The 21,844-nt window shown below is 72.6% G+C and carries 20 protein-coding genes; 11 read left to right on the forward strand and 9 right to left on the reverse strand.

The features are described 5' to 3' along the window. The first annotated feature begins 4 nt into the window (after positions 1-4). From AB0C16_RS23980 to AB0C16_RS24000, 5 genes are all read left to right on the forward strand, one after another. Positions 5-1,012 carry an ABC transporter permease gene (locus AB0C16_RS23980; RefSeq protein WP_357686128.1) on the forward strand — a complete coding sequence of 336 codons (1,008 nt, stop codon included), beginning with the start codon at positions 5-7 and terminating at the stop codon, positions 1,010-1,012. Next, positions 1,009-1,914 (forward strand): ABC transporter permease, encoded by a 906-nt coding sequence (locus AB0C16_RS23985; RefSeq protein ID WP_357686129.1) that lies wholly within the window; start codon positions 1,009-1,011, stop codon positions 1,912-1,914. Before AB0C16_RS23980 ends, AB0C16_RS23985 begins: the two co-directional genes overlap by 4 nt. 2 nt (positions 1,915-1,916) lie before the next feature. Next, a complete protein-coding gene (locus AB0C16_RS23990; RefSeq protein WP_357686130.1) occupies positions 1,917-2,915 on the forward strand; it encodes an ABC transporter ATP-binding protein in 999 nt (332 codons plus the stop codon). Further along, entirely contained in the window at positions 2,912-3,922 is a 1,011-nt protein-coding gene (locus AB0C16_RS23995; RefSeq protein ID WP_357686131.1) for an ABC transporter ATP-binding protein, read from the forward strand. Before AB0C16_RS23990 ends, AB0C16_RS23995 begins: the two co-directional genes overlap by 4 nt. A gap of 70 nt (positions 3,923-3,992) precedes the next feature. After that, a complete protein-coding gene (locus AB0C16_RS24000; protein ID WP_357686132.1) occupies positions 3,993-4,910 on the forward strand; it encodes a GNAT family N-acetyltransferase in 918 nt (305 codons plus the stop codon). Positions 4,911-4,914: 4 nt separating this feature from the next. On the opposite strand, the gene AB0C16_RS24005 is transcribed toward AB0C16_RS24000, so the two are convergent. Further along, positions 4,915-6,027 (reverse strand): DUF1343 domain-containing protein, encoded by a 1,113-nt coding sequence (locus AB0C16_RS24005; RefSeq protein ID WP_357686133.1) that lies wholly within the window; start codon positions 6,025-6,027, stop codon positions 4,915-4,917. A 58-nt stretch (positions 6,028-6,085) separates the two neighbouring features. On the opposite strand from AB0C16_RS24005, the gene murQ reads away from it, so the two are divergent. Together murQ and AB0C16_RS24015 are read left to right on the forward strand one after the other, a co-directional pair. Then, positions 6,086-6,985 carry an N-acetylmuramic acid 6-phosphate etherase gene (gene murQ, locus AB0C16_RS24010; protein ID WP_357686134.1) on the forward strand — a complete coding sequence of 300 codons (900 nt, stop codon included), beginning with the start codon at positions 6,086-6,088 and terminating at the stop codon, positions 6,983-6,985. A gap of 34 nt (positions 6,986-7,019) precedes the next feature. Beyond that, positions 7,020-8,084: a serine hydrolase domain-containing protein gene (locus AB0C16_RS24015; RefSeq protein ID WP_357686135.1), complete on the forward strand. Its 1,065-nt coding sequence runs from the start codon at positions 7,020-7,022 to the stop codon at positions 8,082-8,084. Positions 8,085-8,176: 92 nt separating this feature from the next. Here AB0C16_RS24015 and AB0C16_RS24020 read toward each other — a convergent pair whose 3' ends face one another. Beyond that, positions 8,177-9,079 carry a TIGR03619 family F420-dependent LLM class oxidoreductase gene (locus AB0C16_RS24020; protein ID WP_357686136.1) on the reverse strand — a complete coding sequence of 301 codons (903 nt, stop codon included), beginning with the start codon at positions 9,077-9,079 and terminating at the stop codon, positions 8,177-8,179. 18 nt (positions 9,080-9,097) lie between these two features. Here AB0C16_RS24020 and AB0C16_RS24025 point away from each other — a divergent pair, with 18 nt between their 5' ends. Both AB0C16_RS24025 and AB0C16_RS24030 read left to right on the forward strand, forming a co-directional pair. Next, complete coding sequence (locus tag AB0C16_RS24025) at positions 9,098-9,952, forward strand: phosphotransferase (RefSeq protein ID WP_357686137.1); 855 nt, start codon at positions 9,098-9,100, stop codon at positions 9,950-9,952. A 58-nt stretch (positions 9,953-10,010) separates the two neighbouring features. Next, positions 10,011-10,268, forward strand: a complete 258-nt coding sequence (locus tag AB0C16_RS24030; protein WP_357686138.1) for a zf-TFIIB domain-containing protein — start codon at positions 10,011-10,013, stop codon at positions 10,266-10,268. A gap of 64 nt (positions 10,269-10,332) precedes the next feature. On the opposite strand, the gene AB0C16_RS24035 is transcribed toward AB0C16_RS24030, so the two are convergent. Together AB0C16_RS24035 and AB0C16_RS24040 are read right to left on the reverse strand one after the other, a co-directional pair. After that, a complete protein-coding gene (locus AB0C16_RS24035; RefSeq protein WP_357686139.1) occupies positions 10,333-11,328 on the reverse strand; it encodes a hypothetical protein in 996 nt (331 codons plus the stop codon). An 84-nt stretch (positions 11,329-11,412) separates the two neighbouring features. Further along, on the reverse strand, positions 11,413-11,583 hold the full coding sequence (locus AB0C16_RS24040) for a CGNR zinc finger domain-containing protein (RefSeq protein ID WP_357686140.1): 171 nt from the start codon (positions 11,581-11,583) through the stop codon (positions 11,413-11,415). 48 nt (positions 11,584-11,631) lie between these two features. Here AB0C16_RS24040 and AB0C16_RS24045 point away from each other — a divergent pair, with 48 nt between their 5' ends. Continuing rightward, entirely contained in the window at positions 11,632-13,392 is a 1,761-nt protein-coding gene (locus tag AB0C16_RS24045; RefSeq protein WP_357686141.1) for a long-chain fatty acid--CoA ligase, read from the forward strand. On the opposite strand, the gene meaB is transcribed toward AB0C16_RS24045, so the two are convergent. The 5 genes from meaB to mtnA form a co-directional block, all read right to left on the reverse strand. Beyond that, on the reverse strand, positions 13,374-14,375 hold the full coding sequence (meaB, locus tag AB0C16_RS24050; RefSeq protein ID WP_357686142.1) for a methylmalonyl Co-A mutase-associated GTPase MeaB: 1,002 nt from the start codon (positions 14,373-14,375) through the stop codon (positions 13,374-13,376). The genes AB0C16_RS24045 and meaB overlap by 19 nt on opposite strands. A gap of 4 nt (positions 14,376-14,379) precedes the next feature. Then, entirely contained in the window at positions 14,380-16,530 is a 2,151-nt protein-coding gene (scpA, locus tag AB0C16_RS24055; protein ID WP_357686143.1) for a methylmalonyl-CoA mutase, read from the reverse strand. Next, entirely contained in the window at positions 16,527-18,260 is a 1,734-nt protein-coding gene (locus AB0C16_RS24060; protein WP_357686144.1) for a methylmalonyl-CoA mutase family protein, read from the reverse strand. Before AB0C16_RS24060 ends, scpA begins: the two co-directional genes overlap by 4 nt. Positions 18,261-18,332: 72 nt before the next feature. Then, on the reverse strand, positions 18,333-19,103 hold the full coding sequence (locus tag AB0C16_RS24065; RefSeq protein ID WP_357686145.1) for an N-acetylmuramoyl-L-alanine amidase: 771 nt from the start codon (positions 19,101-19,103) through the stop codon (positions 18,333-18,335). 84 nt (positions 19,104-19,187) lie between these two features. Then, positions 19,188-20,126, reverse strand: coding sequence for an S-methyl-5-thioribose-1-phosphate isomerase (mtnA, locus tag AB0C16_RS24070; protein ID WP_357686146.1), 939 nt, complete (start codon positions 20,124-20,126; stop codon positions 19,188-19,190). A 171-nt stretch (positions 20,127-20,297) separates the two neighbouring features. Between mtnA and AB0C16_RS24075 the strand changes: the two genes are divergently transcribed. Next, on the forward strand, positions 20,298-21,824 hold the full coding sequence (locus tag AB0C16_RS24075) for a serine/threonine-protein kinase (RefSeq protein WP_357686147.1): 1,527 nt from the start codon (positions 20,298-20,300) through the stop codon (positions 21,822-21,824). Positions 21,825-21,844 lie beyond the last annotated feature (20 nt).

Genomic DNA, 21,844 nt, shown 5'->3' on the forward strand with positions numbered 1-21,844 from the left:
TCATATGACGCTTATCGCACGCCGACTCGCGGGCCACCTGGCCCGCGGGTTCGTCATGATTCTCGTGGTCGCCACGATCAGCTTCTTCATCGTCAACAACATCCCCGGCGACCCCATGGCCGCCCGGTTCGAGAAGCTGGTCGAGGGGGGCATGTCGCCGGACGCGGCCGCCCAGGCCGTCAAGGTGCTGTACGGGTTCCAGCCCTCGGGGTCCATGTGGCAGCAGTACACCGACTACATGGCCGGGCTGCTCCGCTTCGACCTCGGCCAGTCCATCACCAGGCCGGGCACTCCCGTCCTCGACGTGCTCGCCGAGAAAGCGAAGTGGACCGTTCTACCGGTGCTGGCCGGCACGCTGGTCAGCTTCCTCGTCGGGATCATCCTCGGCGTGTACGCGGCGATCAAGCGCAAGGGCAAGCTGGGAGACCTCCTGGCGATCTCCGGCTCACTGCTGCACGGCATCCCGCAGTACGTGCTGGCGATGCTGCTCGTGGTGATCTTCGCGACGCTTATCCCCATCCTGCCCGCCGACGGGCCGGTGGACATCCTGTTCGAGCCGGGCTTCAACGCCGGCTATCTCGGCTCGCTCGCCGAGCACGCCGTGCTCCCGGTGGCCACCTACGCCCTGTCGGCGTACGGAGGCTGGATCCTGGCGATGAAGTCGAGCGTGGTCACCGTGCTGGGCGACGACTTCATCCTGGCCGCCGAGCTGCGGGGCATGAAGCGCTCGATCGTCTTCCGCTACATCGCGCGCAACGCGATCCTGCCGCTGTTCACGATCCTCGCCCTCTCCCTGGGGCTGTTGCTCGGCGGCGCCGTCTTCATCGAGAAGATCTTCAACTATCCGGGGCTCGGGCTGCTGCTCATCGACAGCGTCAACGAACGCGACTACGCGACGATGGGCGGGGCCTTCCTGCTGATCACGGTCGCGGTCATCATCGCGAACATCGTGGCCGACCTGTTCTACAGCGTGATCGACCCGCGGGTGCGGAGCGGAGAGGAGGCGACATGAGCGCCACGCTCATTCCCGAGGCGACGTCCGCCACCGCGACCATGCGCCGTAACTTCTGGCAGGGCGTCTGGCGGGTGATGAAGCGCAAGCCCAGCCGGATGGCGGGTGTGGTCATCATCGTGGGCTTCGCGTTCATGGGCGTCTTCGGGCCGATGTTCTTCCCCGACCACCTGCCCGGCAACGCCAACGCCATCACCCAGCCGCCGAGCTGGGAGCACTGGTTCGGCACCGACCCACAGGGCAGGGACGTGCTCGCGCTGGTCATCACCGGCTCCCGCTACGTCCTGCTCTGCGCCACGGTGACCGCGATCATCACGGTCGTCCTCGGCACCACGCTCGGCCTGTTCTCCGGCTTCAAGCGGGGCCGCTGGGACACCGTGCTCATGCGGATCACCGACATGAAGCTCACCATCCCGGGCCTGCCGCTGCTGCTGGTCCTGGCGACCGTCTGGAAGTTCGGCAGCCCGATCCAGATGGGCCTGGTGCTCGGTCTGCTGGGCTGGGGCGGCGTGGCGCGGGCCGTACGGGCACAGACCCTGTCGCTGCGCGAGCGCGGCTTCATCGAGGCGGCGCGCGGGCTCGGCCTGTCCACGTCGCACATCGTCGGCAGGGAACTGCTGCCGAGCATGGCCCCCTACATCGCGATGAACATGCTCATCTCGGTCACCGGCGCCGTCTACGCGCAGGTGGGCCTGTTCTTCCTCGGCGTCCTGCCCTACGAGTCCGACAACTGGGGCGTGATGCTCAACCTGGCCGTGTTCCAGGCCGGGGCCATGATCCAGCCGAACGCGCTCGGCTACCTGATGGCGCCGCTGCTGGCGATCCTGCTGCTCACGCTCGGCATCGTGCTCGTGGTCGACGCCATGGACGAGATCTTCAATCCCCGGCTGCGTGAGGAGTAACGGTGGCCCAGGCAACAACAGGGCAGGCGCCGGGCGTGCGCATCGACGGCCTGTCGGTCGTCTACAAGACGCCGGCCGGCGAGCTGCCCGCCGTGCGCGACGTCAGCCTGACGTTGGAGCCCGGCTCGATCACCGGCATCGTCGGCGAGTCCGGCTCCGGCAAGTCCACGCTGGCGCTGTCGCTGCTGAACGCGGTGCAGCCGCCGGGCCGGATCTCCACCGGCAGCGTGGAGATCGACGGGCTGGGCGACGTCGTGGGCTTCGAGGGCGAACGGCTGCGCAAGGCCAGGGGCGCGCACATCGGGTACGTGTTCCAGGCCGCCCAGAACTCCCTCAACCCGCTCAAGACGGTCGGCAAGCAGTTGCTCGACCTGGGCCGCTCGCACGGCGTCGAGGACCTGCGCGGCCTGGTCCGCGAGGCCAGGGAGCTGCTCGGCCGGATGGGCCTCGACGGGGCCCGGGTGCTCGACTCCTACCAGCACGAGCTGTCCGGCGGCATGCGGCAGCGGGTCGGCATCATGCTGGCGCTGGTGCTCAACGCGCACCTGGTGGTGCTCGACGAGCCGACCACCGCGCTGGACATGATCACGCAGGCCAACATCCTGAAGATCGTCCGTGAGGTGCACGCCGAGCGCGGGCTCACCACGCTGGTCATCACGCACGACATCGGCGTGGTCGCCGAGGTCGCCGACCGGCTCGCGGTCATGTACGGCGGGCGGCTGGTCGAGCAGGGGCCCACCAGGCAGGTGCTGGGCGACCCGCGCCACCCCTACACCAAGGGCCTGATCAAGGCGATCCCCCGGCTGATCGGCGACATCGACGAGGCGCGGGCGCTGCCGGGCCGGCCGCCGACGCTGGCGAGCGCGCCCAAGGAGGGGTGCGTGTTCAGGGAGCGGTGCGCGCTGCGGATGGACATCTGCGACACCGACGATCCGGCGGCCCTCGCGCACGGGCCGAGGATCGTGGCCTGCCATGCGGTGAAGGTGAAGGAGCACGCGTGATCACGGGGAACGGCATCGTCAAGACCTTCAAGCAGCGGGGCAGCGTGCTCGGCGGCCGGGAGGTGCGGGCACTGCGGGGAGTCGACTTCTCGATCGCCAAGGGCGGCGCGGCGTCGTTCATCGGCGAGTCGGGCTGCGGCAAGACCACGCTCGGCCGGATCATCGCCGGGCTGGAGACCTACGACGGCGGCGAGATCGCCATCGACGGCGTCCCGATGTCGTCGCTCACGCCCAAGCAGCGCCAGCCGCACTTCCGCAAGATCCAGCTGATCCACCAGGACCCCTACTCGGCCCTGAACCCGACCCGGACGATCCACCAGACCCTGCGGGCGCCGCTGGCGCTGCGGGCCAAGCAGACCGGGCGGTCCAGGACGTGGATGGACGAGCGGGCGGCCGAGGTGCTGTCGCTCGTGGGTCTCGACCCGGCGACGGTGCTGGCCCGCTACCCGCACCAGCTGTCGGGCGGCATGCGCCAGCGCGTGGTCATCGCCAGGGCGCTGACCGTGGACCCCGAGATGCTCGTCGCCGACGAGGCGGTCTCGATGATCGACGTGTCGCTCCGGCTCGGCATCCTGGCGCTGCTGAAGGACCTGCGCGAGCGGCTCGGCGTCAGCGTGCTGTTCATCACGCACGACGTGGCCACGGCCCGCTACATCGGCGGCGACGGCGACCTCTACGTCATCTACCGGGGTCAGGTCGTGGAGCGCGGTCCGGTGGACACGGTGATCGCCGACCCGGTGCACCCCTACACGCAGTCGCTGCTGTCGGCCATCCCGGTCCTGCACGGGCTGGAGCAGCCGGGTGAGCAGCCGGTGGTGCCGCTGGAGGCGCTGGAGGCCGGCCAGGACGACGCCGGCTGCCTGTTCGCCCCCCGCTGCCCGTTCCGCGGCGAGCGGTGCGAGACCGAGCGGCCGCTGCTGCGGCTGACGGAGGGTGTCCCGCAGGAGCACGCGTGCTTCTACCCGGAGCGCCGCAGCGTCATCGCCCGCCCGATGAGCGAGGTGTGACCCCGTGACCCACGCCGACGACGCCGTGGAACCGACCTCCAACCCAGCCGGATCCGCCCGAGGTCGGCGCATGCCGGGCTCCGCCGCCGGGACCGCCGCCCCGATTCCGGCCGCCGCCGACCTGGCCGTCGCGGCCGAGGTGGCGCGCGAGGCACTCGTGTTCGACGCCGGGGAGGCCGCCGCGCTGGTCGCGCGGCTGGCCGCCCCGCCCGCCGACCGCCGGTGGACCGCGCTGGTGTCCGGGGGCGGGGTCGTCATGGCGTCCATGTCCACCCGGGACCCCCAGGTCGGGCACATCGACCTGCTCGCCGTGCGCCCTCGCGAGCAGGGCCGCGGGCTCGGCCGGGAGCTGGTGCGCGCGGCCGAGGAGTGGCTGCGCGCGCGGGGCGCGACACAGGCGCGCTTCGCCGGCAACGCGCCGTGCTACGCCTGGCCGGGCATCGACGTGCGCTACACCGCCGCCGCCTGCCTGGCCGAGAGCCTCGGGTACGAGCGCTACCACGTGGCCTGGAACATGACCGCCGACCTGTCCACCGGCCCCACAGCCGGACCGCCCGCCGGCCAGGCCACCGACCGCCTTGCCACGGACGAGGACGTGGCAAGGCTGGCCCGGGCCGGGGTGGACGTCCGGGAGGCCGGGCCGGAGCGCGAGCGGGTCGTCGCGTTCGTCCGCGAGCACTGGAACGACCGCTGGGCCTGGGAGGCGGCCAACGCCGCCGGGCTGCACTACGCCGAGCGCGACGGCGAGGTGCTGGCGTTCGCCGCCTGGGGCGCCCGGCCCGCGTGGTTCGGCCCGATGGGCACCGCGCCCGCGGCGCGCGGGCTGGGCGTGGGCGGCGTGCTGCTGCGCCGCTGCCTGGCCGATCAGCGCGCCGCCGGGCAGAGCACCGCCCAGATCGGCTGGGTGGGGCCGCTGCGGTTCTACTCGCGCGCCGTGGGCGCGCGAGCGGAACGCGTCTTCTGGCTCTACCGGCGCGACCTTGCGTGAGATGTCAGGCGTAGAGCAGGCGGCCTTCGGGGTGAGCGGGTTCGGGGCACAGGGCTCGTGGGTCTCGTCCCGCGTCCAGGCCGCGGGTGAGCGTGTCGGAGCCCCACAGGTGGTCCATGTGCAGCTCGGGGCCGCGCCAGGCGAAGTCGCCGTCGTAGAGTTCGCGGGCCACGTGCAGCATCGACAGGCCGGTCAGCACCGGCCGGAACTCCGCCCGGTCGTGCACGTGCAGCTGGACCCCGCGCACGGCCGTGCCCGCGTGCTTGTGGAACATCGGCGTGAACCAGGTCTCGCGGAAGCGCACGCCGGGCAGCCCGAGCGCGCCGAGGGCCGGGGCGAACCGGTCGTCCACGCACGGCGCGCCGACCAGCTCGAACGGCCGGGTGGTGCCGCGCCCCTCGGAGAACGTGGTGCCCTCGAACAGCCCGGTTCCCGGGTAGACCAGCGCGGTGTCGGGGGTCGGCATGTTGACCGACGGCATCACCCAGGGCAGCCCGGTGCCGGCGAAGGTCATGTCGCGCCGCCAGCCCTCTATCCGCACCACGTGCAGGTCCAGGTCGAAGCCGAAGAGCAGGGCCAGCTCCCCCACCGTCCTGCCGTGCCGCAACGGCAGCGGGAACCTGCCGACGAAGCTGGCGAACTCCGGGTCCAGCGGCGGCCCTTCCGTCACGGTGCCGCCGAGCGGGTTCGGCCGGTCGAGCACCACGAAGCGCAGCCCGAGCCGGGAGGCCGATGCCATCAGGTCGTACATGGTCCAGACGTAGGTGTAGAAGCGGGCGCCCACGTCGGCGATGTCGAAGACCAGCGTGTCGACGCCGGAGCGGGCGACCACCTCGTCCAGCGCCGCGCCGGAGCGCCTGTAGGTGTCGTAGACCGGCAGCCCGGTCCTGGCGTCGGCGGAGTCAGGCTCACTGCCGTCCGCCTGCGCGGTGCCGCGGATGCCGTGCTCGGGGCCGAACAGCGCGGTCAGCGGCGCTCCGGCCGCCATCAGGGCGTCCGGCGTGGGGGTCAGGTCGGGCAGGACGCCGGTGGGGTTCGTGATCAGGCCGAGCCGGCCGCCACCCGCCAGGGCGGGATCCGCGGCCAGCCGCTCGGCTCCGGTGCGTACGTACGTCATGAACCCCATTGTCTGAAAGATATTTACAAGAGAGAAGTAAAGGGTGGAAATTAGCGTCATGATTGATCCGCTACCTGAGCTGTCCACCGAACAGAGCGACCCCCGCTACAGCCAGATCGACCGGCTGCCGACCGAGCGTATCGCCCGCCTGATGAACCAGGCCGACGCCGCCGTGCCCGCCGCCGTCGCCGTGGTCATCCCGGCCATCTCGGCCGCCATCGACGCGATCGCCACGCGGATGGGGGCGGGCGGGCGGCTGCTGTACGTCGGCGCGGGCACGTCGGGACGGCTGGCCGTGCTCGACGCGTCGGAGTGTCCGCCCACGTTCGGCACCGACCCCGAGCTCGTGCAGGGAGTCATCGCGGGCGGCCCCGACGCGCTCACGCGGTCGGTCGAGGGCGCGGAGGACGACGGCGAGGCGGGCGCCGCCGCGATGGCCGGCCTTGAGGTGGGGGCGCTCGACTCGGTCGTGGGCGTCTCGGCCAGCGGGCACGCGCCGTTCGTGCTGGGCGCCCTGTCGGAGGCCACCCGGCGCGGCGCGCTCACCGTCGGGCTGTCGTGCAACGACGGCGCCCCCTTGTCGGCCGCCGCCGAGCACGCGATCGAGGTGGTCGTGGGCCCCGAGGTGGTGACCGGCTCCACCCGGCTGAAGGCGGGCACCGCCCAGAAGCTGGTGCTCAACATGATCTCGACGATCTCGATGGTTCGGCTGGGCCGTACCTACGGGAACAAGATGATCGAGATGTCGGCGATGAACAACAAGCTGGCGGGGCGGGCGCTGCGGATGGTCATGGACATCACCGGCGCCGACCACGACACGGCGGAGAAGGCGCTCGCCTCGGCGGGCGGGCACGCCAAGACCGCGGTGGTGATGATCCGGCACGGGCTCGACGCCGAGGGGGCGCGCGCGCTGCTGGAGTCGCACGGTGAGCGGCTCAGCGACACGCTGAGCGGCTGACCGCACAGGGGGCATGTCAACGGGGAGGGGAACGATGTCCGATCGGCTGGACGCGATCCTGGCGGACGGGGTGCCGCGGGTGTGCTCGGCGGCGGTCGCGCTGATCGCCGTGGACGGAGCCGTCGTGGCGTCCTCGGCCACCGGCGAGCTGGTGCGCTATCTGGACCTGGAGGGGACTCTCGCCCCGGATCGGCCGCCCGCGCGCCGCGATTCCATCTTCGACCTGGCCTCGATCAGCAAGCTGTTCACCACGGCCGTCGTGCTCTCGCTGGCCGAGGAGGGCCGCCTGGACCTGGACGAGCCGGTGGCCGCCTGGCTTCCCGGACGCGACCCGAGGATCACGCCGCGCCGCCTGCTCACCCACACGGCCGGACTGCGGCCCACCCGCCGCATCGACCTGGAGCTGCCCGGCGCCTCCGCGGCCGCCCGCCTGGCGGCCATGACGGACACGCCGGTCACCCACCCGGTCGCCGGGCCCTACCTCTACACCGACGTCGGCCTGGTCATGATGGGCCACGTCGCCGAGCTGGCCGGCGGCGCGCCGCTCGACGACCTGGTCCGCGCCAGGGTCACCGGCGTGCTGGAGCTGGCCGACACCGGCTACCGGCCGGGGCCGCCGGCGCTGGCGCGCGTCGCCGCCACCGAGTGGAAGCCCGAGCGCCCCGGGCCGGGCTGCGTGCGCGGCGAGGTGCACGACGAGACCTCCTACGCCCTCGGCGGCGTGGCGGGGCACGCGGGCCTGTTCGCCACGGCCGACGACGTGCTGACCTTCGGCGAGACGCTGCGGCTCGGCGGCGGCGCGATGCTGCGTCCCGGCACCGTGGCGGAGATGCTGCGCGACCAGGGGGCGGAGGGCGCGGCCTTCCGTCACGGGCTGGGCGTGCGGATCGGCGACCCGGCCATCGTGGGCCCGCTGACCGGCGCCTTCGGCCACTCGGGCTTCACCGGCACCTCGCTGGTCGTCGACCCGGCCCACCGGCTGACGGTGGTGCTGCTGACCAACGCCGTGCATCCGGTGCGCGGCCGCGACGGCATCCGCGCCCTGCGCCACGCGGTCGCCGCCGAGGCCCTGCGCCTCGCCGCCCACGCCACCGCGTAGGGCGCGGCCGTGCGACGGCCAGGGCGATCACGCACGTGACGCCGACGGCCGCACGGAGCCGCACCGGAGCCGCCGAGGCGCGGGCGACCGCCCTACGCGGTGGGGCTCAGGGCCTCCAGGGCCTCCTCGGCGCGGCGCATGGTGTCCTTCGCGTCCGCGGAGGAGGCGATCTCCCGGTCGAAGTTCAGGTCGTGGAAGACGTCCGTCACCCCCTTGGCCGCCAGGCCCGCCACGTCCGCCCTGATCTCCTCGTAGGAGCCCGTGAGCGGGCGCCGGCTCGCGCCGGCGCCCCCGGGCCGTACCTGGGTGACGCCCCGGCACACGAAGCGCAACGCCGCCGGGTCGCGCCCGGCCCGCGTGGCCGCCTCCTTGACGGCGGCGATGCGCGGGGCGATGCCCGCCAGGTCCTCCCGGCTGGAGCTCACCCAGCCGTCGGCGAGCCGGCCGGCCCGGCGCAGCGCCACCTCGGCGGTGCCGCCCAGCAGGATCGGCGGCGGCGGCGACGGCTTGGGGTCGATGTAGGACGGCGGGATCCGGTAGAACTCGCCGTGGTGCTCGACCACGTCGTCGGTCCAGGCCTTGCGCAGCACCTCGACGAACTCCTCGCCCCTGCGCCCCCGGTGCTCGAAGGCCACGCCCGTGGCCTCGAACTCCTCGGGCACCCATCCCAGCCCCAGCCCGGCCGTCAGCCTGCCGCCCGAGACCACCTGCAGCGAGGCGAGCTGCTTGGCCAGCAGCACCGGCGGGACGTAGGCGTTGATCACCGCCACGCCCAGCCTCACGGTGCTCGTCACCCCGGCCAGATAGGAAAGTGTGACCACCGGGTCGTGCACGCTGCGATAGGTCGGCCCCATCTCGTGGCCGACGGGATAGAGCACCCGCTGGAACGTCCAGAGCTCGTGGTAGCCGAGCTCCTCGGCCCGGGTGGCGAGGCGCCGCATGTTGTCCGGGGTGGCCCAGGCCCCCGACTGGGGCACGGCGAAACCGATTCTCATGCCCCCTAGTCTGTACGAGTGGATCTGGAGGCGGAACTTGCCCGCATCGCGGGCGCGTACGGCGGTTCCGGCGACCCCGTGGTCCATCCCACCCGCACCGACGTGCTGGTGCTGCGCCGGGGCGAGGTCGTGGTCAAGGCCCACTCGTTGCGTGACGACCCCGACAGCCTGCGGCCCCGGCTGTCGGCCACCGCCTCGGCCGCGCTGAGCGGCGTGATGCTCGCCCCGCTGGATCCCGAGGTGCTGAAGGTGGGCGACCGGGCGGTCACCGTCTGGCCCGCCGGGCGGCCCGTCTCCCACGACGATCCCGACGCGGCTCCGTGGGAGGAAGGGGCCAGGCTGCTGGCCCGGCTGCACGCCGTGTCCCTCACGCTGCTGCCGCCGCTCCCGGCGGCGGGCGGTCCGGAGCGGGCCGCGCGGGCGGTCCGGCGTATGCCCGGCGACGGCCCGGTCGAGCGGCTGTTACGGCGGACGTTCGACGGGCTGCCCCGGGCCGAGCCGGGGCCCGGCCTGCTCACCCACGGCGACTGGCACCTGGGCCAGCTGGTCCGGCGCGAGCACTGGCTGCTCATCGACATCGACGACCTCGGCGTCGGCGACCCCGCCTGGGACCTGGCCAGGCCCGCCGCCTGGTACGCCGCCGGACTGCTCGACCCGGCCGTCTGGGACCGGTTCCTGGGCGCCTACCTGGCCTCGGGCGGGCCCGCGCTGGGCGACGGCGACGACCCGTGGCGGCCGCTCGACCTGCCGGCCAGGGCGCTGACCGTGCAGCTGGCCGCGGTGGCCGTGCTCAACGCCGACCGCGAGAGCCGGGAACTCGACGAGGTCGAGCATTCGTTGGTCGAAGCGTGCAACAGAATCGTCAGAGCATGACGCCGTTGCGCGCGGTAGGTTTTCCTCACAGATTCCAGGCCAAGGAGACCGACTAGAGATGCAGTGCCCGAAGTGCCGCGGCAACATGCGGACCTATGAGCGCAATGGCGTCCACATCGAACAGTGCGACAGCTGCCGGGGGATTTTCCTCGACTACGGCGAGCTCGAGTCGCTGACCCAGATGGAGTCCAGCTGGCACTCCGCTCCCCCACCCCCGGCGCCCGGTCCCGCGTGGGGCGGCCCTCCGCGCGGCGGCCACCACCACGGCGGCCACCACCGCCAGCGCAGCTGGGTGGGGATGCTGTTCTCGTCCTGATGTCACCCGAGGTCAAGGGGCCGCGCACGCGGGTGCGCGGTCCCTTGGCAGGTTCGGGGGCGGTTCAGCCCGGGAAGTCCTTGGGGTCCACGGCCGAGGTGCGGGCGTTGCCGCCGGAGATGGCGTGCAGCGTGATCCGCCAGTCGTGCCAGAGGATCTGCGTCGCGGTGAACGTGGTCTTGAACGTGACCGGCTTCGAGAAGCGCTCGAAGCTGCACTGACGGGTGAACGACCCGCTTCTGCCGTCCCAGTCGACGCCGTGCGTGAAGTAGACCTTGTACGTGCCGTCGCGCACGCCGCTGACCTTGAACTTCGCCTTCCGGCGCACGTAGACGCTGAACTCCTTGGACTTACCGCGCATGACGGTGACGACCGCGTCCCGGGTGCCGCCGTTGTGGATCTGCAGCGAGCTGCGGCCGTTCAGCGTGCCCCGGCGGAGGTAGCTGCCGTTGCCGAGCCGCCTGGTCTTCTTGCTAGCGGCCTTCACCGTGACCACGTCGGCCGGGTAGTCGCCGGCCCGCTGCAGGGCCTCGCCCGCGTCGTCGAGCGCCTTCAGCCTGTCGTCGATGTCGGTCAGGACGGCCGAGGAGGTGCACAGGTCGCGGCTGCCGACCCGGCCCGCGGTCGAGCCGAGCCCGGTGACGAACTCGCGCAGGCTGGCCACGTAGGCGTCGTGCTGGGGACGCACCTCCTCGGGCGGGGCGAGGGCGGCCAGCGTGTCGGCGCCGCCGGCCAGCGCCTCCTCGGTGCGTCTGACGCGCTGGCCGAGCGTGTTGATCGTCCGCGCGCCGGCCATGGACTTGATCGCGCCCGCCATGGCCTTCTGCGTGGTGGCCAGCTCGGTCTTGTACGCCTCCGGGTCGAGCGGGGCGGCGGTGGGCGTGCCCGACGGGCCGCCCGAGCCGGTGGAGGCCGAGCTCTCGGGGACGGACTCGAAGCCGCCGGCCACGCCGCTGGCCCTGGGCTCGCCACCGGCCGGCCCTGAGGGGGTCGCGGTGCACGCGGCCAGCGTCAGGGTCGCCAGAGCGAGTGCACAGGAGATCAATCGGGGGGCTACCACCTGCCACACTATTGCCCGATTGCTCCCCAGACGTCAATCTCATTCCGGGCACCTCACCGCTTCCACCTGGTGAAATCGGGCCGATCAGGGGGTCGCGGCCATCCTGGCCCGGTGGGCGGCCACGTTGAACCGGTTGGCGCAGACCGGCGAGCAGAACCCGCGGCGCCTGGGAGGTGCGCACGTCCAGGCCGAAGGGCCTCGTCGCCAGGATCCCCACCGTGCTCGCAACGTGATGATCGGGACATCGACGGACATGGGGCGGTAGTCCTAGAGTCGGCAGCATCACTCCCGGGAGGATCAGGCATGTCGAGCATTCCGTCCCTGCTGCGCGATCGGATCGCGGCAACCCCCGACTCCGAGGCCTACCGCACCCCGTCGGCCGACGGCTGGACATCACTGTCCTGGCAGGAGGTGGGCGAGCGGGTGCGGAAGCTGGCGCTGGGCCTGGCCGGGCTCGGCGCGGGCCCCGGCGCCAGGGTCTCGATCCTCAGCTCCACCAGGCTCGAGTGGATCATCGCCGACCTGGCGGTGCTGTCGACCGGCGCGGCCACCACCACGATCTACCCGTCCAACACGGCGGCCGAGTCGGCGTTCGTCATCACCGACTCGGGCAGCACGATCGTCATCGCCGAGGACGACGACCAGGTGGCCAAGCTGAGGTCGGTGCAGAAAGAGCTGCCGGACGTCACGCACGTCGTGGTCATCGACGGCACGCCCAGCGACGACGGCTGGGTGCTGCGCCTCGACTCGGTGAGCGGCGAGGGCGACTACGACGCGATGGTCGACGCCATCGCCCAGGACGACCTGGCCACGCTCATCTACACCTCCGGCACGACCGGGCGTCCCAAGGGCGTGGAGCTGACCCACGACAACTGGCTCTACGCGGGCAGCGCGGTGCGCGAGCTGGAGCTGCTCTCCGGTGACGACCTGCACTTCCTCTGGCTGCCGCTGTCGCACTCGTTCGGCAAGCTGCTCGAAGTGGTCATGATCGACGCCGGCGTGCCGACCGCGATCGACGGCCGTCTCGACAAGATCGCCGAGAACATGGGCGTGCTCCGGCCCACCTTCATGGCCGCGGCCCCGCGCATCTTCGAGAAGATCCACAACACCGTGTCCGCCACCATGCGGCGCGAGGGCGGGGCCAAGGCCCGCATCTTCACCTGGGCGCGCGCGACGGGCGTCAGGGTGGTCCGGGCGCGCCAGCGCGGCGCCTCGGTCCCGTTCACCACCCGGCTCGAGTACGCCCTGGCCGACCGGCTGGTCTTCGCCAAGCTGCGCGAGCGGTTCGGCGGCCGGATCCGCTTCTTCATCTCGGGGGCGGCCCCGCTCTCGCAGGACATCGCCGAGTTCTTCGACGCCGCCGGCCTGACGATCCTGGAGGGTTACGGGCTGACCGAGTCGTCGGCGGGCAGCTTCCTCAACCGGCCCGAGTCGGTGCGGTTCGGCACGGTCGGGCTGCCGCTGCCCGGCACGCGGGTGCGCATCGCCGACGACGGGGAGGTCCTGATCGGCGGGCGCGGCGTCATGCGCGGCTACCACGGCCTGCCCGAGGAGACCGCGGAGGCGCTGGAGGACGGCTGGCTGCACACCGGCGACATCGGCGAGCTCGACTCCGAGGGCCGCCTGACGATCACCGACCGCAAGAAGGAGCTGATCAAGACCTCCGGGGGCAAGTACGTCGCCCCCACCTACCTCGAGGGCCGGATCAAGGCGGCCTGCCCCTTCCTGTCGCACGTGTTCGTGCACGGCGACCGGCGCAACTACTGCACGGCGCTGGTGACCCTCGACATGGAGGTGGTCAAGCCGTGGGCCGAGGCCGAGGGGCTGCCGGCCGACGCGGAGGCGCTGCGCGAGCACCCGCGGATGCTCGCCGAGGTCGAGAAGGCGATCGCCCAGGTCAACGGCGGCGAGGCCAGCTACTCCACGGTCAAGAAGTTCGCCATCCTGACCGACGACTTCACCGTCGAGTCGGGCGAGCTCACGCCCAGCCTCAAGATCAAGCGCAAGGCCGTCGAGACCCGCTACGGCGGCACGCTCGACGCCTTCTACGACGGGCCCGCCTGACCCTTCCTCGTCGCGTCGCGGCCGGCGGGGCGTTCGAAGGCCGCCAGCAGCCGGTCCGCGGCCAGGGAGGGGGTGAGGGCGCCCGCGAGCACCTCCTCCTCCACCTGGCCCGCCACGGCCCGCACCACCGGGTCGTCGCGCAGCTCCGAGAGCAGCCGGTCGCGCACCAGGGTCCAGGTCCACTGCACCTGCTGGCGGCGGCGCCTGGCCGCCAGGTCGAGGCTCTCCTGGTGGGCCAGGATCTGGCGCCAGAGCTCGGGCAGGCCCGCGCCCGTGAGGCCGCTGCAGGTGAGCACCGGAGGCGGCGTGCTGTCGGAGCGGAGCATCCGCAGCGCCCCGGCCAGCTCGCGCGCCGCCTTGCGGGCCGCGGGCTCGTGCTCGCCGTCGGCCTTGTTGACCGCGATGACGTCGGCCAGCTCCAGGACGCCCTTCTTGATGCCCTGCAGCTGGTCGCCGGTGCGGGCCAGGGTGAGCAGCAGGAACGTGTCGACCATGTCGGCGACCGCGGTCTCCGACTGGCCGACGCCCACGGTCTCGACCAGGACGACGTCGTAGCCGGCCGCCTCGACCACCACCATGGCCTCCCTGGTGGCCTTGGTGACGCCGCCGAGGGTGCCGGAGGTGGGCGAGGGCCGGATGAAGGCGGCCGGGTCGACCGACAGGCGCGCCATGCGGGTCTTGTCGCCGAGGATGCTGCCGCCCGTCCTGGTCGACGAGGGATCGACCGCCAGGACGGCCACCCGGTGGCCCTGCCCGGTCAGCATCGTGCCGAGGGAGTCGACGAAGGTGGACTTGCCGGCGCCGGGCACGCCCGAGACGCCCACCCGGCGGGCCGCGCCGGACATCGGGGTGAGCTCGACGAGCAGCCGCTGGGCCAGCGCCATGTGGTCGGGCCTGGTCGACTCCACCAGCGTGATCGCGCGGGCGATCCAGGCGCGGGAGCCGTCCTTGACGCCCTGGACGTAGTCTTCGAGCGACCGCACCGGACTAGTGTCCCAGGCGGGCCGTGAGCTCCCGCAGCAGGTCGAGGGCCGCGTCGGCGATCACGGTGCCCGGCGGGAAGATCGCCGAGGCGCCCGCCGCGCGCAGCTCGTCGAAGTCTCCCGGCGGGATGACGCCGCCGACCACGATCATCACGTCGCCGGCGCCCAGCTCGGCCAGCGCCTCCCGGAGGGCGGGCACCAGCGTGAGGTGACCGGCCGCCAGCGAGGAGACGCCGACGACGTGCACGTCGGCCTCGACGGCCTGGCGCGCGACCTCCTCCGGCGTCTGGAACAGCGGGCCGACGTCCACGTCGAAGCCCAGGTCGGCGAAGGCCGTGGCGATCACCTTCTGGCCTCGGTCGTGGCCGTCCTGGCCCATCTTGGCCACCAGGATGCGCGGGCGGCGGCCCTCGTCACGCTCGAAGTCGGCGCACGCCCGGCGTACGGCCTCGATGCCGGAGACGGAACCCGCCTCGTCGCGGTACACCCCCGAGATCGTACGGACCTGACCGGCGTGGCGGCCGAACACCCGCTCCAGCGCGTCGGAGATCTCGCCCACCGTGGCCTTGGCGCGGGCGGCGTCGACCGCGAGCTTGAGCAGGTTGTGGCCGAGCCCGGGGGTGGGGTTGTCGGCGGCCTTGGTGAGGGCGTCGAGCGCGCGGGTGACGGCGGCGTCGTCGCGTTCGGCGCGCAGCCGGCGCAGCTTGTCGAGCTGCTGGGCGCGTACGGCGCTGTTGTCGACCTTGAGCACGTCGATCGGCTCGTCGGCGTCGGCGCGGTACTTGTTGACGCCGATCACCGGCTGCCGGCCGGAGTCGATGCGGGCCTGGGCGCGGGCCGCGGCCTCCTCGATGCGGAGCTTGGGCAGGCCGGCCTCGATGGCGTGGGCCATCCCGCCCGCGGCCTCGACCTCCTGGATGTGGGCCCAGGCGCGTTCGGCCAGGTCGTGGGTGAGGCGCTCGACGTAGTAGGAGCCGCCCCACGGGTCGATCACCTGGGTGGTGCCGGACTCCTGCTGGAGCACCAGCTGGGTGTTGCGGGCGATGCGGGCGGAGAAGTCGGTGGGCAGGGCGAGCGCCTCGTCGAGCGCGTTGGTGTGCAGCGACTGGGTGTGGCCCTGGGTGGCGGCCATGGCCTCGACGCAGGTGCGGGCGACGTTGTTGAAGACGTCCTGGGCGGTGAGCGACCAGCCGGAGGTCTGCGAGTGCGTACGCAGCGACAGCGACTTGGGGTTCTTCGCGCCGAACCCGGACACCAGCTTCGCCCAGAGCAGCCGGGCGGCCCGCAGCTTGGCGACCTCCATGAAGAAGTTCATGCCGATGCACCAGAAGAACGACAGCCGGGGCGCGAACCGGTCGATGTCCATCCCGGCCGCGACGCCGGCCCGGAGGTACTCGACGCCGTCGGCCAGCGTGTAGGCCAACTCCAGGTCGAGCGTGGCCCCGGCCTCCTGGATGTGGTAGCCGGAGATGCTGATCGAGTTGAATTTCGGCATCTTCTCACTCGTAAAAGCGAAAATATCCGAAATTATGCGCATTGATGGGGCAGGCGGGTAGATGTAGGTGTTGCGGACCATGAACTCCTTGAGGATGTCGTTCTGGATGGTCCCGGCCAGCTGCTCCGGCGCCACCCCCTGCTCCTCGGCCGCCACGATGTAGAGCGCCAGGATCGGCAGCACGGCGCCGTTCATGGTCATCGACACCGACATCCGGTCGAGCGGGATCCCGTCGAACAGCTGCCGCATGTCGTAGATCGAGTCGATCGCCACCCCCGCCATGCCCACGTCGCCGGCGACGCGCGGGTGGTCGGAGTCGTAGCCCCGGTGGGTGGCCAGGTCGAAGGCCACCGACAGCCCCTTCTGCCCGGCCGCCAGGTTGCGCCGGTAGAAGGCGTTGGAGTCCTCGGCCGTGGAGAAGCCCGCGTACTGGCGGATGGTCCACGGCTGGTTGACGTACATGGTCGGGTAGGGGCCGCGCAGGAAGGGGGCGGCGCCCGGGTAGGTCTCCAGGAAGTCGAGCCCGTCCAGGTCGGCGGCCGTGTAGAGCGGCTTGACCCCGATGCCCTCGGGCGTCTCCCACACCTCGCCGACGGGCGCCTCCTGCGGCCCGGCCGGGGCGTGGCCGTCCAGCGGGATGCCGGTGAAGTCGGGGATCATCGGGCAACCTCCAGGTCGTCGAAGGTCGTGCGGAGCACGTCGAGCACGTCGCAGCCGGCATGGAGGTACGCGTCCACGCCGTCGTAGTCTCCCTTCCCCGCCAGCCAGACCCTGCGCGCGCCCGCCCGTCTCAGCGCGGCGGCGACCGCCTCGGCGTGCTGGGCGTAGAGCCTGTCGCTGGAGCACAGGCAGGCGACGGTGGCGCCGCTGACGGCGAACGCGGTGGCGATCTGCTCGGGGTCGGTGCCCGGGCCCGCGGTCTCGGTGGCCAGGCCGCCCGCCTGGAACAGGTTGGCGGCGAACGAGGCGCGCGCGGTGTGGGTGGCGACCGGGCCGATCGTGGCCAGGAACACCTTGGGCCGCTCCGGTCTCGCGTCGGCGAGGTCGCGCAGCCTCTCGTACTCCTCGGCGTAGTGGATCCGCGGCAGGGCGGGCACCGGGCCCTCGGACGCGGCGGGGGCGGCGGGCACGGCGGGACGGCGCAGCGGCTTCTCCCCGAGGTCGGGGAACTCGCTCACGCCGGTGATCGGGAAGCGGCGGTGCGCGATGTCGCCGGCGCGGCGCTCCCTGGTCGCGGCGATCCGCTCGGCCACCAGCGATCCGGCCGCCTCGACGCCGCCCGCCGCCTCGATCTCCTGGAACCACGCCCAGGCCCGTCCGGCCAGGTCGGCGGTGCGCCGCTCGACGTACCAGGAGCCGCCCGCCGGGTCGATCGCCCGGCCCACCCCCGACTCCTCCAGCAGCAGCGCCTGGGTGTTGCGGGCGATCCGGCGGGAGAACGCGTCGGGCAGCCCGGCGCGGGCGTCGAACGGCTGCACGGTCACCGCGTCGGCGCCGCCCACACCGGCGGCGAAGCAGGCCAGGGTGGTGCGCAGCATGTTCACGTAGGGGTCGCGCGAGGTCATCATCGCCGAGCTGGTGACCGCGTGCTGCAGCTGCCCGCTCCGCCCACCGCACGCCTCTGCGACGCGCGCCCACAGCTTGCGCGCCGCGCGCAGCTTGGCGATGGTGGCGAACTGGTCGGCGGTGGCGGCGTAGCGGAACTCCAGCTGGCCGAGCGCCTGCTCGACGGTGAGCCCGGCCGCGGTCAGGGCGCGCAGGTGGCCGACGGCCAGCGCGATCGAGCAGCCAAGCTCGTCGGCGTCGCTCCCGCCCGCGTCGTGGTAGGGGGTGGCGTCGACGGTGATCGCCCGCAGCCCCGGGAACTCGGCAGCGCACCGCCGGGCCAGCGAGACCGCCACGTCGGGCTGGGACGCACCGGCTCCGAGGTTGCCCGACAGCGGGGTGCCGCGCTCGGCGGCCAGCGCGAGCAGGATCTCCGCCGCCCGCGCGGTGTCGGCACCGGCGTCGAGCATGACGGGCGCGAGGTCGAGGTAGACGCCCTCCAGCACCCTGGGCAGCTCGCTCACCGGGATCGCGCCGGCACCGGCCACCAGCCAGAGCGAGGTCACGCCGTTGTCCAGATCGGCCAGCACCGCCTCGGGGTCGGCCACGGCGTGCCGCTGGCGTACGTCCCAGCCCGTGGAGGTCCGCGCGCCCCTCGCGAACGGGGGCGACCCGGGCAGGTCGGCGGCGTCGTAGAGCGGTGCGAGCGTCACCCCGTCATAGGTCGGGGTGGACAGCGCCAGCTCCGGCGAGTCGGCCTCGACGCCGGATTTGCGCAGGACCCCGAGCGCGAGCGCTCGCCAGTCATCGCGAGTAGTGGAAGGAAAACCCACTGCCAGATCCATGCAACGGATAGTAAGCGGAGCCTGGCAGCCGCGATGACCCGGGGGTGGCCCCAGGTCAAGCCCCGGCGACGATCAGGGCATCGGCGCTTCCCAGGACAGCCTCCAGGTGGTCGGCCCCACGACGCCGTCGACCTCGATGCCCTGGTTGCGCTGGAAACGGCGGCACACGTCGCGCGAGCCGCCGCCGTAGGCGCCGTCGGCCTCCAGGTCCCAGCCGCGCTCACGCATCTGGACCTGCCAGGTGCGGACATCCTCGCCGCGCATGACCGGAGGGTACTTCAGCAGCCTGCCGGGGAACGGGGGCGCCTCGGGCGGGGTCGTGCCGCCGTCGCCGCCGCCGGGCCGGGGGGCGCCCCGGCGAACCCACGCGTACAGGGCCTCGCCCGGGCAGTCGGTCGCGTAGCCGTCGCGGTGTCCCTTGATCTCCATGCCCGCGTCGCCGCGCTCGCGAAGGTGGTCGATCGCGTCGAGGATGCCGTGCAGCACCCCGTCGGGCGGCTGCACCAGCCCGGCGTTGCCGACCAGCCCGAGCACCGCGTAGTGGCCGGCGTTGAGCCCGGCGCCGTTGGCCGCCGGCAGGTGGTGTAACCCCCTGCCCACGAACACCTTGCGATGCGGACAAGCCACGAAAGAATAGCCGATGTCCACCCAGCCGTTGCCGTCCATGTGGCCGCGCTGGATCGACTGCACCAGGGAGACGCAGCCGTTGTGGTCTCCGACGATGCCGGGATCGACCCTGCCACCGGTGTAGTGGACTTTGACGCCTCTGGTCGAGTCGAGTTGCGTGTAGTCACCGCGAGGCGCGCGGGCGTTCCAGTCACGCCGTGACACGAGGTCGGCCACCGTGTGCTCTCCGGAGGTCGGGATTGTGACGACTGAGCGTAACGCGGCCTGTGCAGACTGGTCCCGGAATTGGGCTATTTTTGTCTATGGCCTGATGATCCGCTTGTCGGTGATGATCGCCGTGATCAGGTCGTGCGGCGTCACGTCGAACGCGGGGTTCGCCGCGCCGGTGCCCTCGGGAGCCAGCCGCACCCCCCTGATCGTGACGACCTCGGCCGATCCCCTGTCCTCGATCTCGATCTGCTCGCCCGTCGGCGTGGCGAAGTCGATCGTCGTCTCGGGCGCGACCACGTAGAACGGCACTCCCGCCCGCTCCGCGCCGAGCGCGAGGGAGTAGGAGCCGATCTTGTTGGCGGTGTCGCCGTTGGCGGCGATCCGGTCGGCGCCGATGAGCACCGCGTCGATGCCGCCCCTGGCCAGGAGGTACGGGCCCGCCGAGTCGGCGACGAGCCGGTGCGGCACCCCCATCCTGCCGAGCTCCCAGGTGGTCAGCCTGGCGCCCTGCAGCAGCGGCCGGGTCTCCAGGGCGAGCACCTCGGCCATCCGCCCGCGCTCGTGCAACGTCTGCACGACGCCCAGCGCGGTGCCGCGCTCGACGGCCGCCAGCCCGCCGGTGTTGCAGAGCGTCATGATCCGCAGCCGGTGGCCTTCGAGGAGGTCGGCGCCCCGTTCGCCCATGGCCTGGCAGGCCGCGATGTCCTCGTCGCGGATCCGCAGCGCCGTCTCCAGCACCGCCTCGGGGCCCTGGGGCAGCCAGGCGGCGGCCTGGTCGACGCCCCAGGCGAGGTTCACGGCCGTGGGCCTGGCCGCTCGCAGCCTGGCGATGGCGTCCTGGTCGTCTCCGGCCAGCACGACGCCGAGCGCGCCCGCGACGCCGAGCGCGGGCGCCCCTCGCACGGCCAGCCGCTGGATCGCGTCGATCAGCTCGTCGACGGCGGAGATCCTGAGCATGACGCACTCGTCGGGCAGCCGCGTCTGATCGACCAGCTCGACCGCCCCGTCCACCCAGTCAATGGTCCTCACTCCACGCACGCTAATCGACCGGCGCGAATCCGCCACCATCCGTACGAATCTGTCATGGCCAGGTCAGTGCCGCCTTACCGCCGTGTCAGATGACCCGAGGAACGGTTCGTTGAACGACGCAAGATCCCGGCGTATCCGTCGTTCCGGATGAAGCCCGGTAACGTAACCGCCATGGTGATCCCCCTGACACCTGACGATCCCACGTCGCTGGGCGCGTTCCGCCTGGCCGGGCGCCTCGGCGAGGGTGGACAGGGAGTCGTCTACCTGGCTCACACGCCCGGCGGCGAGCCGGTCGCGGTCAAGCTGCTGAACACGGGCGACGCCGAGACCCGGGCCCGGCTCGCGCGCGAGCTCGACGCGCTGGAGAGCGTCGCCTCCTTCTGCACGGCCCGCGTGCTCGACGCCTCGACCGACGGGCCGCGCCCCTATGTGGTGAGCGAGTTCGTCGACGGCCCGTCGCTGGCCGACCGCGTGCGCGAGCGCGGCCCGCTCCGCGGCGGTGAGCTCGAACGCCTGGTGGTGGGCACCGCGACGGCGCTGGCCGCCATCCACGCCGCCGGGGTCGTGCACCGCGACTTCAAACCGGCGAACGTGCTGCTCGGTCCCGACGGGCCGCGCGTCGTGGATTTCGGCATCGCCAGAGCGGAAGGTGCGGCGACGCTCACCTCGGGACTGATCGGCACCCCCGCCTATCTGGCGCCCGAGCAGATCGGCGGCTCGCCCGCCTCGGCGGCCTCCGACGTGTTCGCGTGGGCGGCGACGATGCTGTTCGCCGCCACGGGCCGGTCCCCCTTCGGCGCCGACACGGTGCCCGCGGTGCTGCACCGGGTCCTGCACGCCGAACCCGACCTGTCGCCCCTCCCGCCGCGCCTGCGCGCTCCCATCGCGGGCGCCGTCTCCAAGGCCCCCTCCCGCCGTCCCACGGCCCGCGACCTGATGGTCACCCTGGTCAACCCCGACACACCCGGCGGCCCTCCGATCCCGGCCGCCTCATCCGCCGGCGCCGGCCCGCACCCGGGCGAGGGTCCCGGGCCGGGCACCGCGCCCGGGTCCGGTCATCCGGGCGGCACCGGCGGGCCGCCGAGGCGGGCGCGGGGAGTGCTGATCGGTGTGCTGGCGGTCGTCGTGGCCCTGGCGGCGGGCGGCGCGGTCCTCTGGTTCGGCCGCGGCTCGCTCCTTCCTTCCACGCGGACGACCGCCGAGCCCTCGACCTCCGTCTCGGCGGATCAGGCGGATCAGGCGGCTTCGGCCACTTCGACGGCTCCGGCGAGCCCGCCGGCCACGGGCGGCACCGGCGACCCGGGCTCAGCGGCGACCCCGCCCTCGACGGCCGCCAAGGGCACGGTGAGGATCCCGGCCGCGTTCGCGGGCACCTGGAAGGGCACGGCGGACGGGGACGTCCTCGGCACCACGTTCGAGGACGAACCCGTCACGATCATCCTGCGGCAGGGCGACACCACCGGCGTCTGGGACTCCCCCGGTGAAGACCCCGGGTGTGCGAAGGGAACGCTCGCCACGACGGACCTGTCGGGGTCGACCCTGACGTTCCGCCTCTCCGGGTTGAGCGGCACGTGCGCGCTCATCGAGTCCGCGGGCGGCATCACGGTGTCGCTGAAGCGCAAGGACGACGGCAGGGCCGACTACGAGCTGACGATGCCGCTGGCCGGGGTCAGCAAGGGGGAGTTGAGCAGGGACTAGCCCGCCGCCCTGCCCTGGAG

The sequence above is a fragment of the Nonomuraea sp. NPDC048916 genome (genome assembly GCF_040649575.1).
Lineage (GTDB): Bacteria > Actinomycetota > Actinomycetes > Streptosporangiales > Streptosporangiaceae > Nonomuraea.

Excerpts from the sequence above, each read along its gene's own strand:
- AB0C16_RS24015 (WP_357686135.1), top strand. The coding sequence starts at position 7,020 with ATGTCCGATCGGCTGGACGCGATCCTGGCGGACGGGGTGCCGCGGGTG.
- AB0C16_RS23980 (WP_357686128.1), top strand. The coding sequence starts at position 5 with ATGACGCTTATCGCACGCCGACTCGCGGGCCACCTGGCCCGCGGGTTC.
- murQ (WP_357686134.1), top strand. The coding sequence starts at position 6,086 with ATGATTGATCCGCTACCTGAGCTGTCCACCGAACAGAGCGACCCCCGC.
- AB0C16_RS23985 (WP_357686129.1), top strand. The coding sequence starts at position 1,009 with ATGAGCGCCACGCTCATTCCCGAGGCGACGTCCGCCACCGCGACCATG.
- AB0C16_RS24040 (WP_357686140.1), bottom strand. The coding sequence starts at position 11,583 with ATGTCCGTCGATGTCCCGATCATCACGTTGCGAGCACGGTGGGGATCC.
- AB0C16_RS24030 (WP_357686138.1), top strand. The coding sequence starts at position 10,011 with ATGCAGTGCCCGAAGTGCCGCGGCAACATGCGGACCTATGAGCGCAAT.
- AB0C16_RS24005 (WP_357686133.1), bottom strand. The coding sequence starts at position 6,027 with ATGACGTACGTACGCACCGGAGCCGAGCGGCTGGCCGCGGATCCCGCC.
- AB0C16_RS24045 (WP_357686141.1), top strand. The coding sequence starts at position 11,632 with ATGTCGAGCATTCCGTCCCTGCTGCGCGATCGGATCGCGGCAACCCCC.
- AB0C16_RS24075 (WP_357686147.1), top strand. The coding sequence starts at position 20,298 with ATGGTGATCCCCCTGACACCTGACGATCCCACGTCGCTGGGCGCGTTC.
- AB0C16_RS24020 (WP_357686136.1), bottom strand. The coding sequence starts at position 9,079 with ATGAGAATCGGTTTCGCCGTGCCCCAGTCGGGGGCCTGGGCCACCCCG.
- AB0C16_RS24060 (WP_357686144.1), bottom strand. The coding sequence starts at position 18,260 with ATGGATCTGGCAGTGGGTTTTCCTTCCACTACTCGCGATGACTGGCGA.
- AB0C16_RS24000 (WP_357686132.1), top strand. The coding sequence starts at position 3,993 with ATGCCGGGCTCCGCCGCCGGGACCGCCGCCCCGATTCCGGCCGCCGCC.
- scpA (WP_357686143.1), bottom strand. The coding sequence starts at position 16,530 with ATGATCCCCGACTTCACCGGCATCCCGCTGGACGGCCACGCCCCGGCC.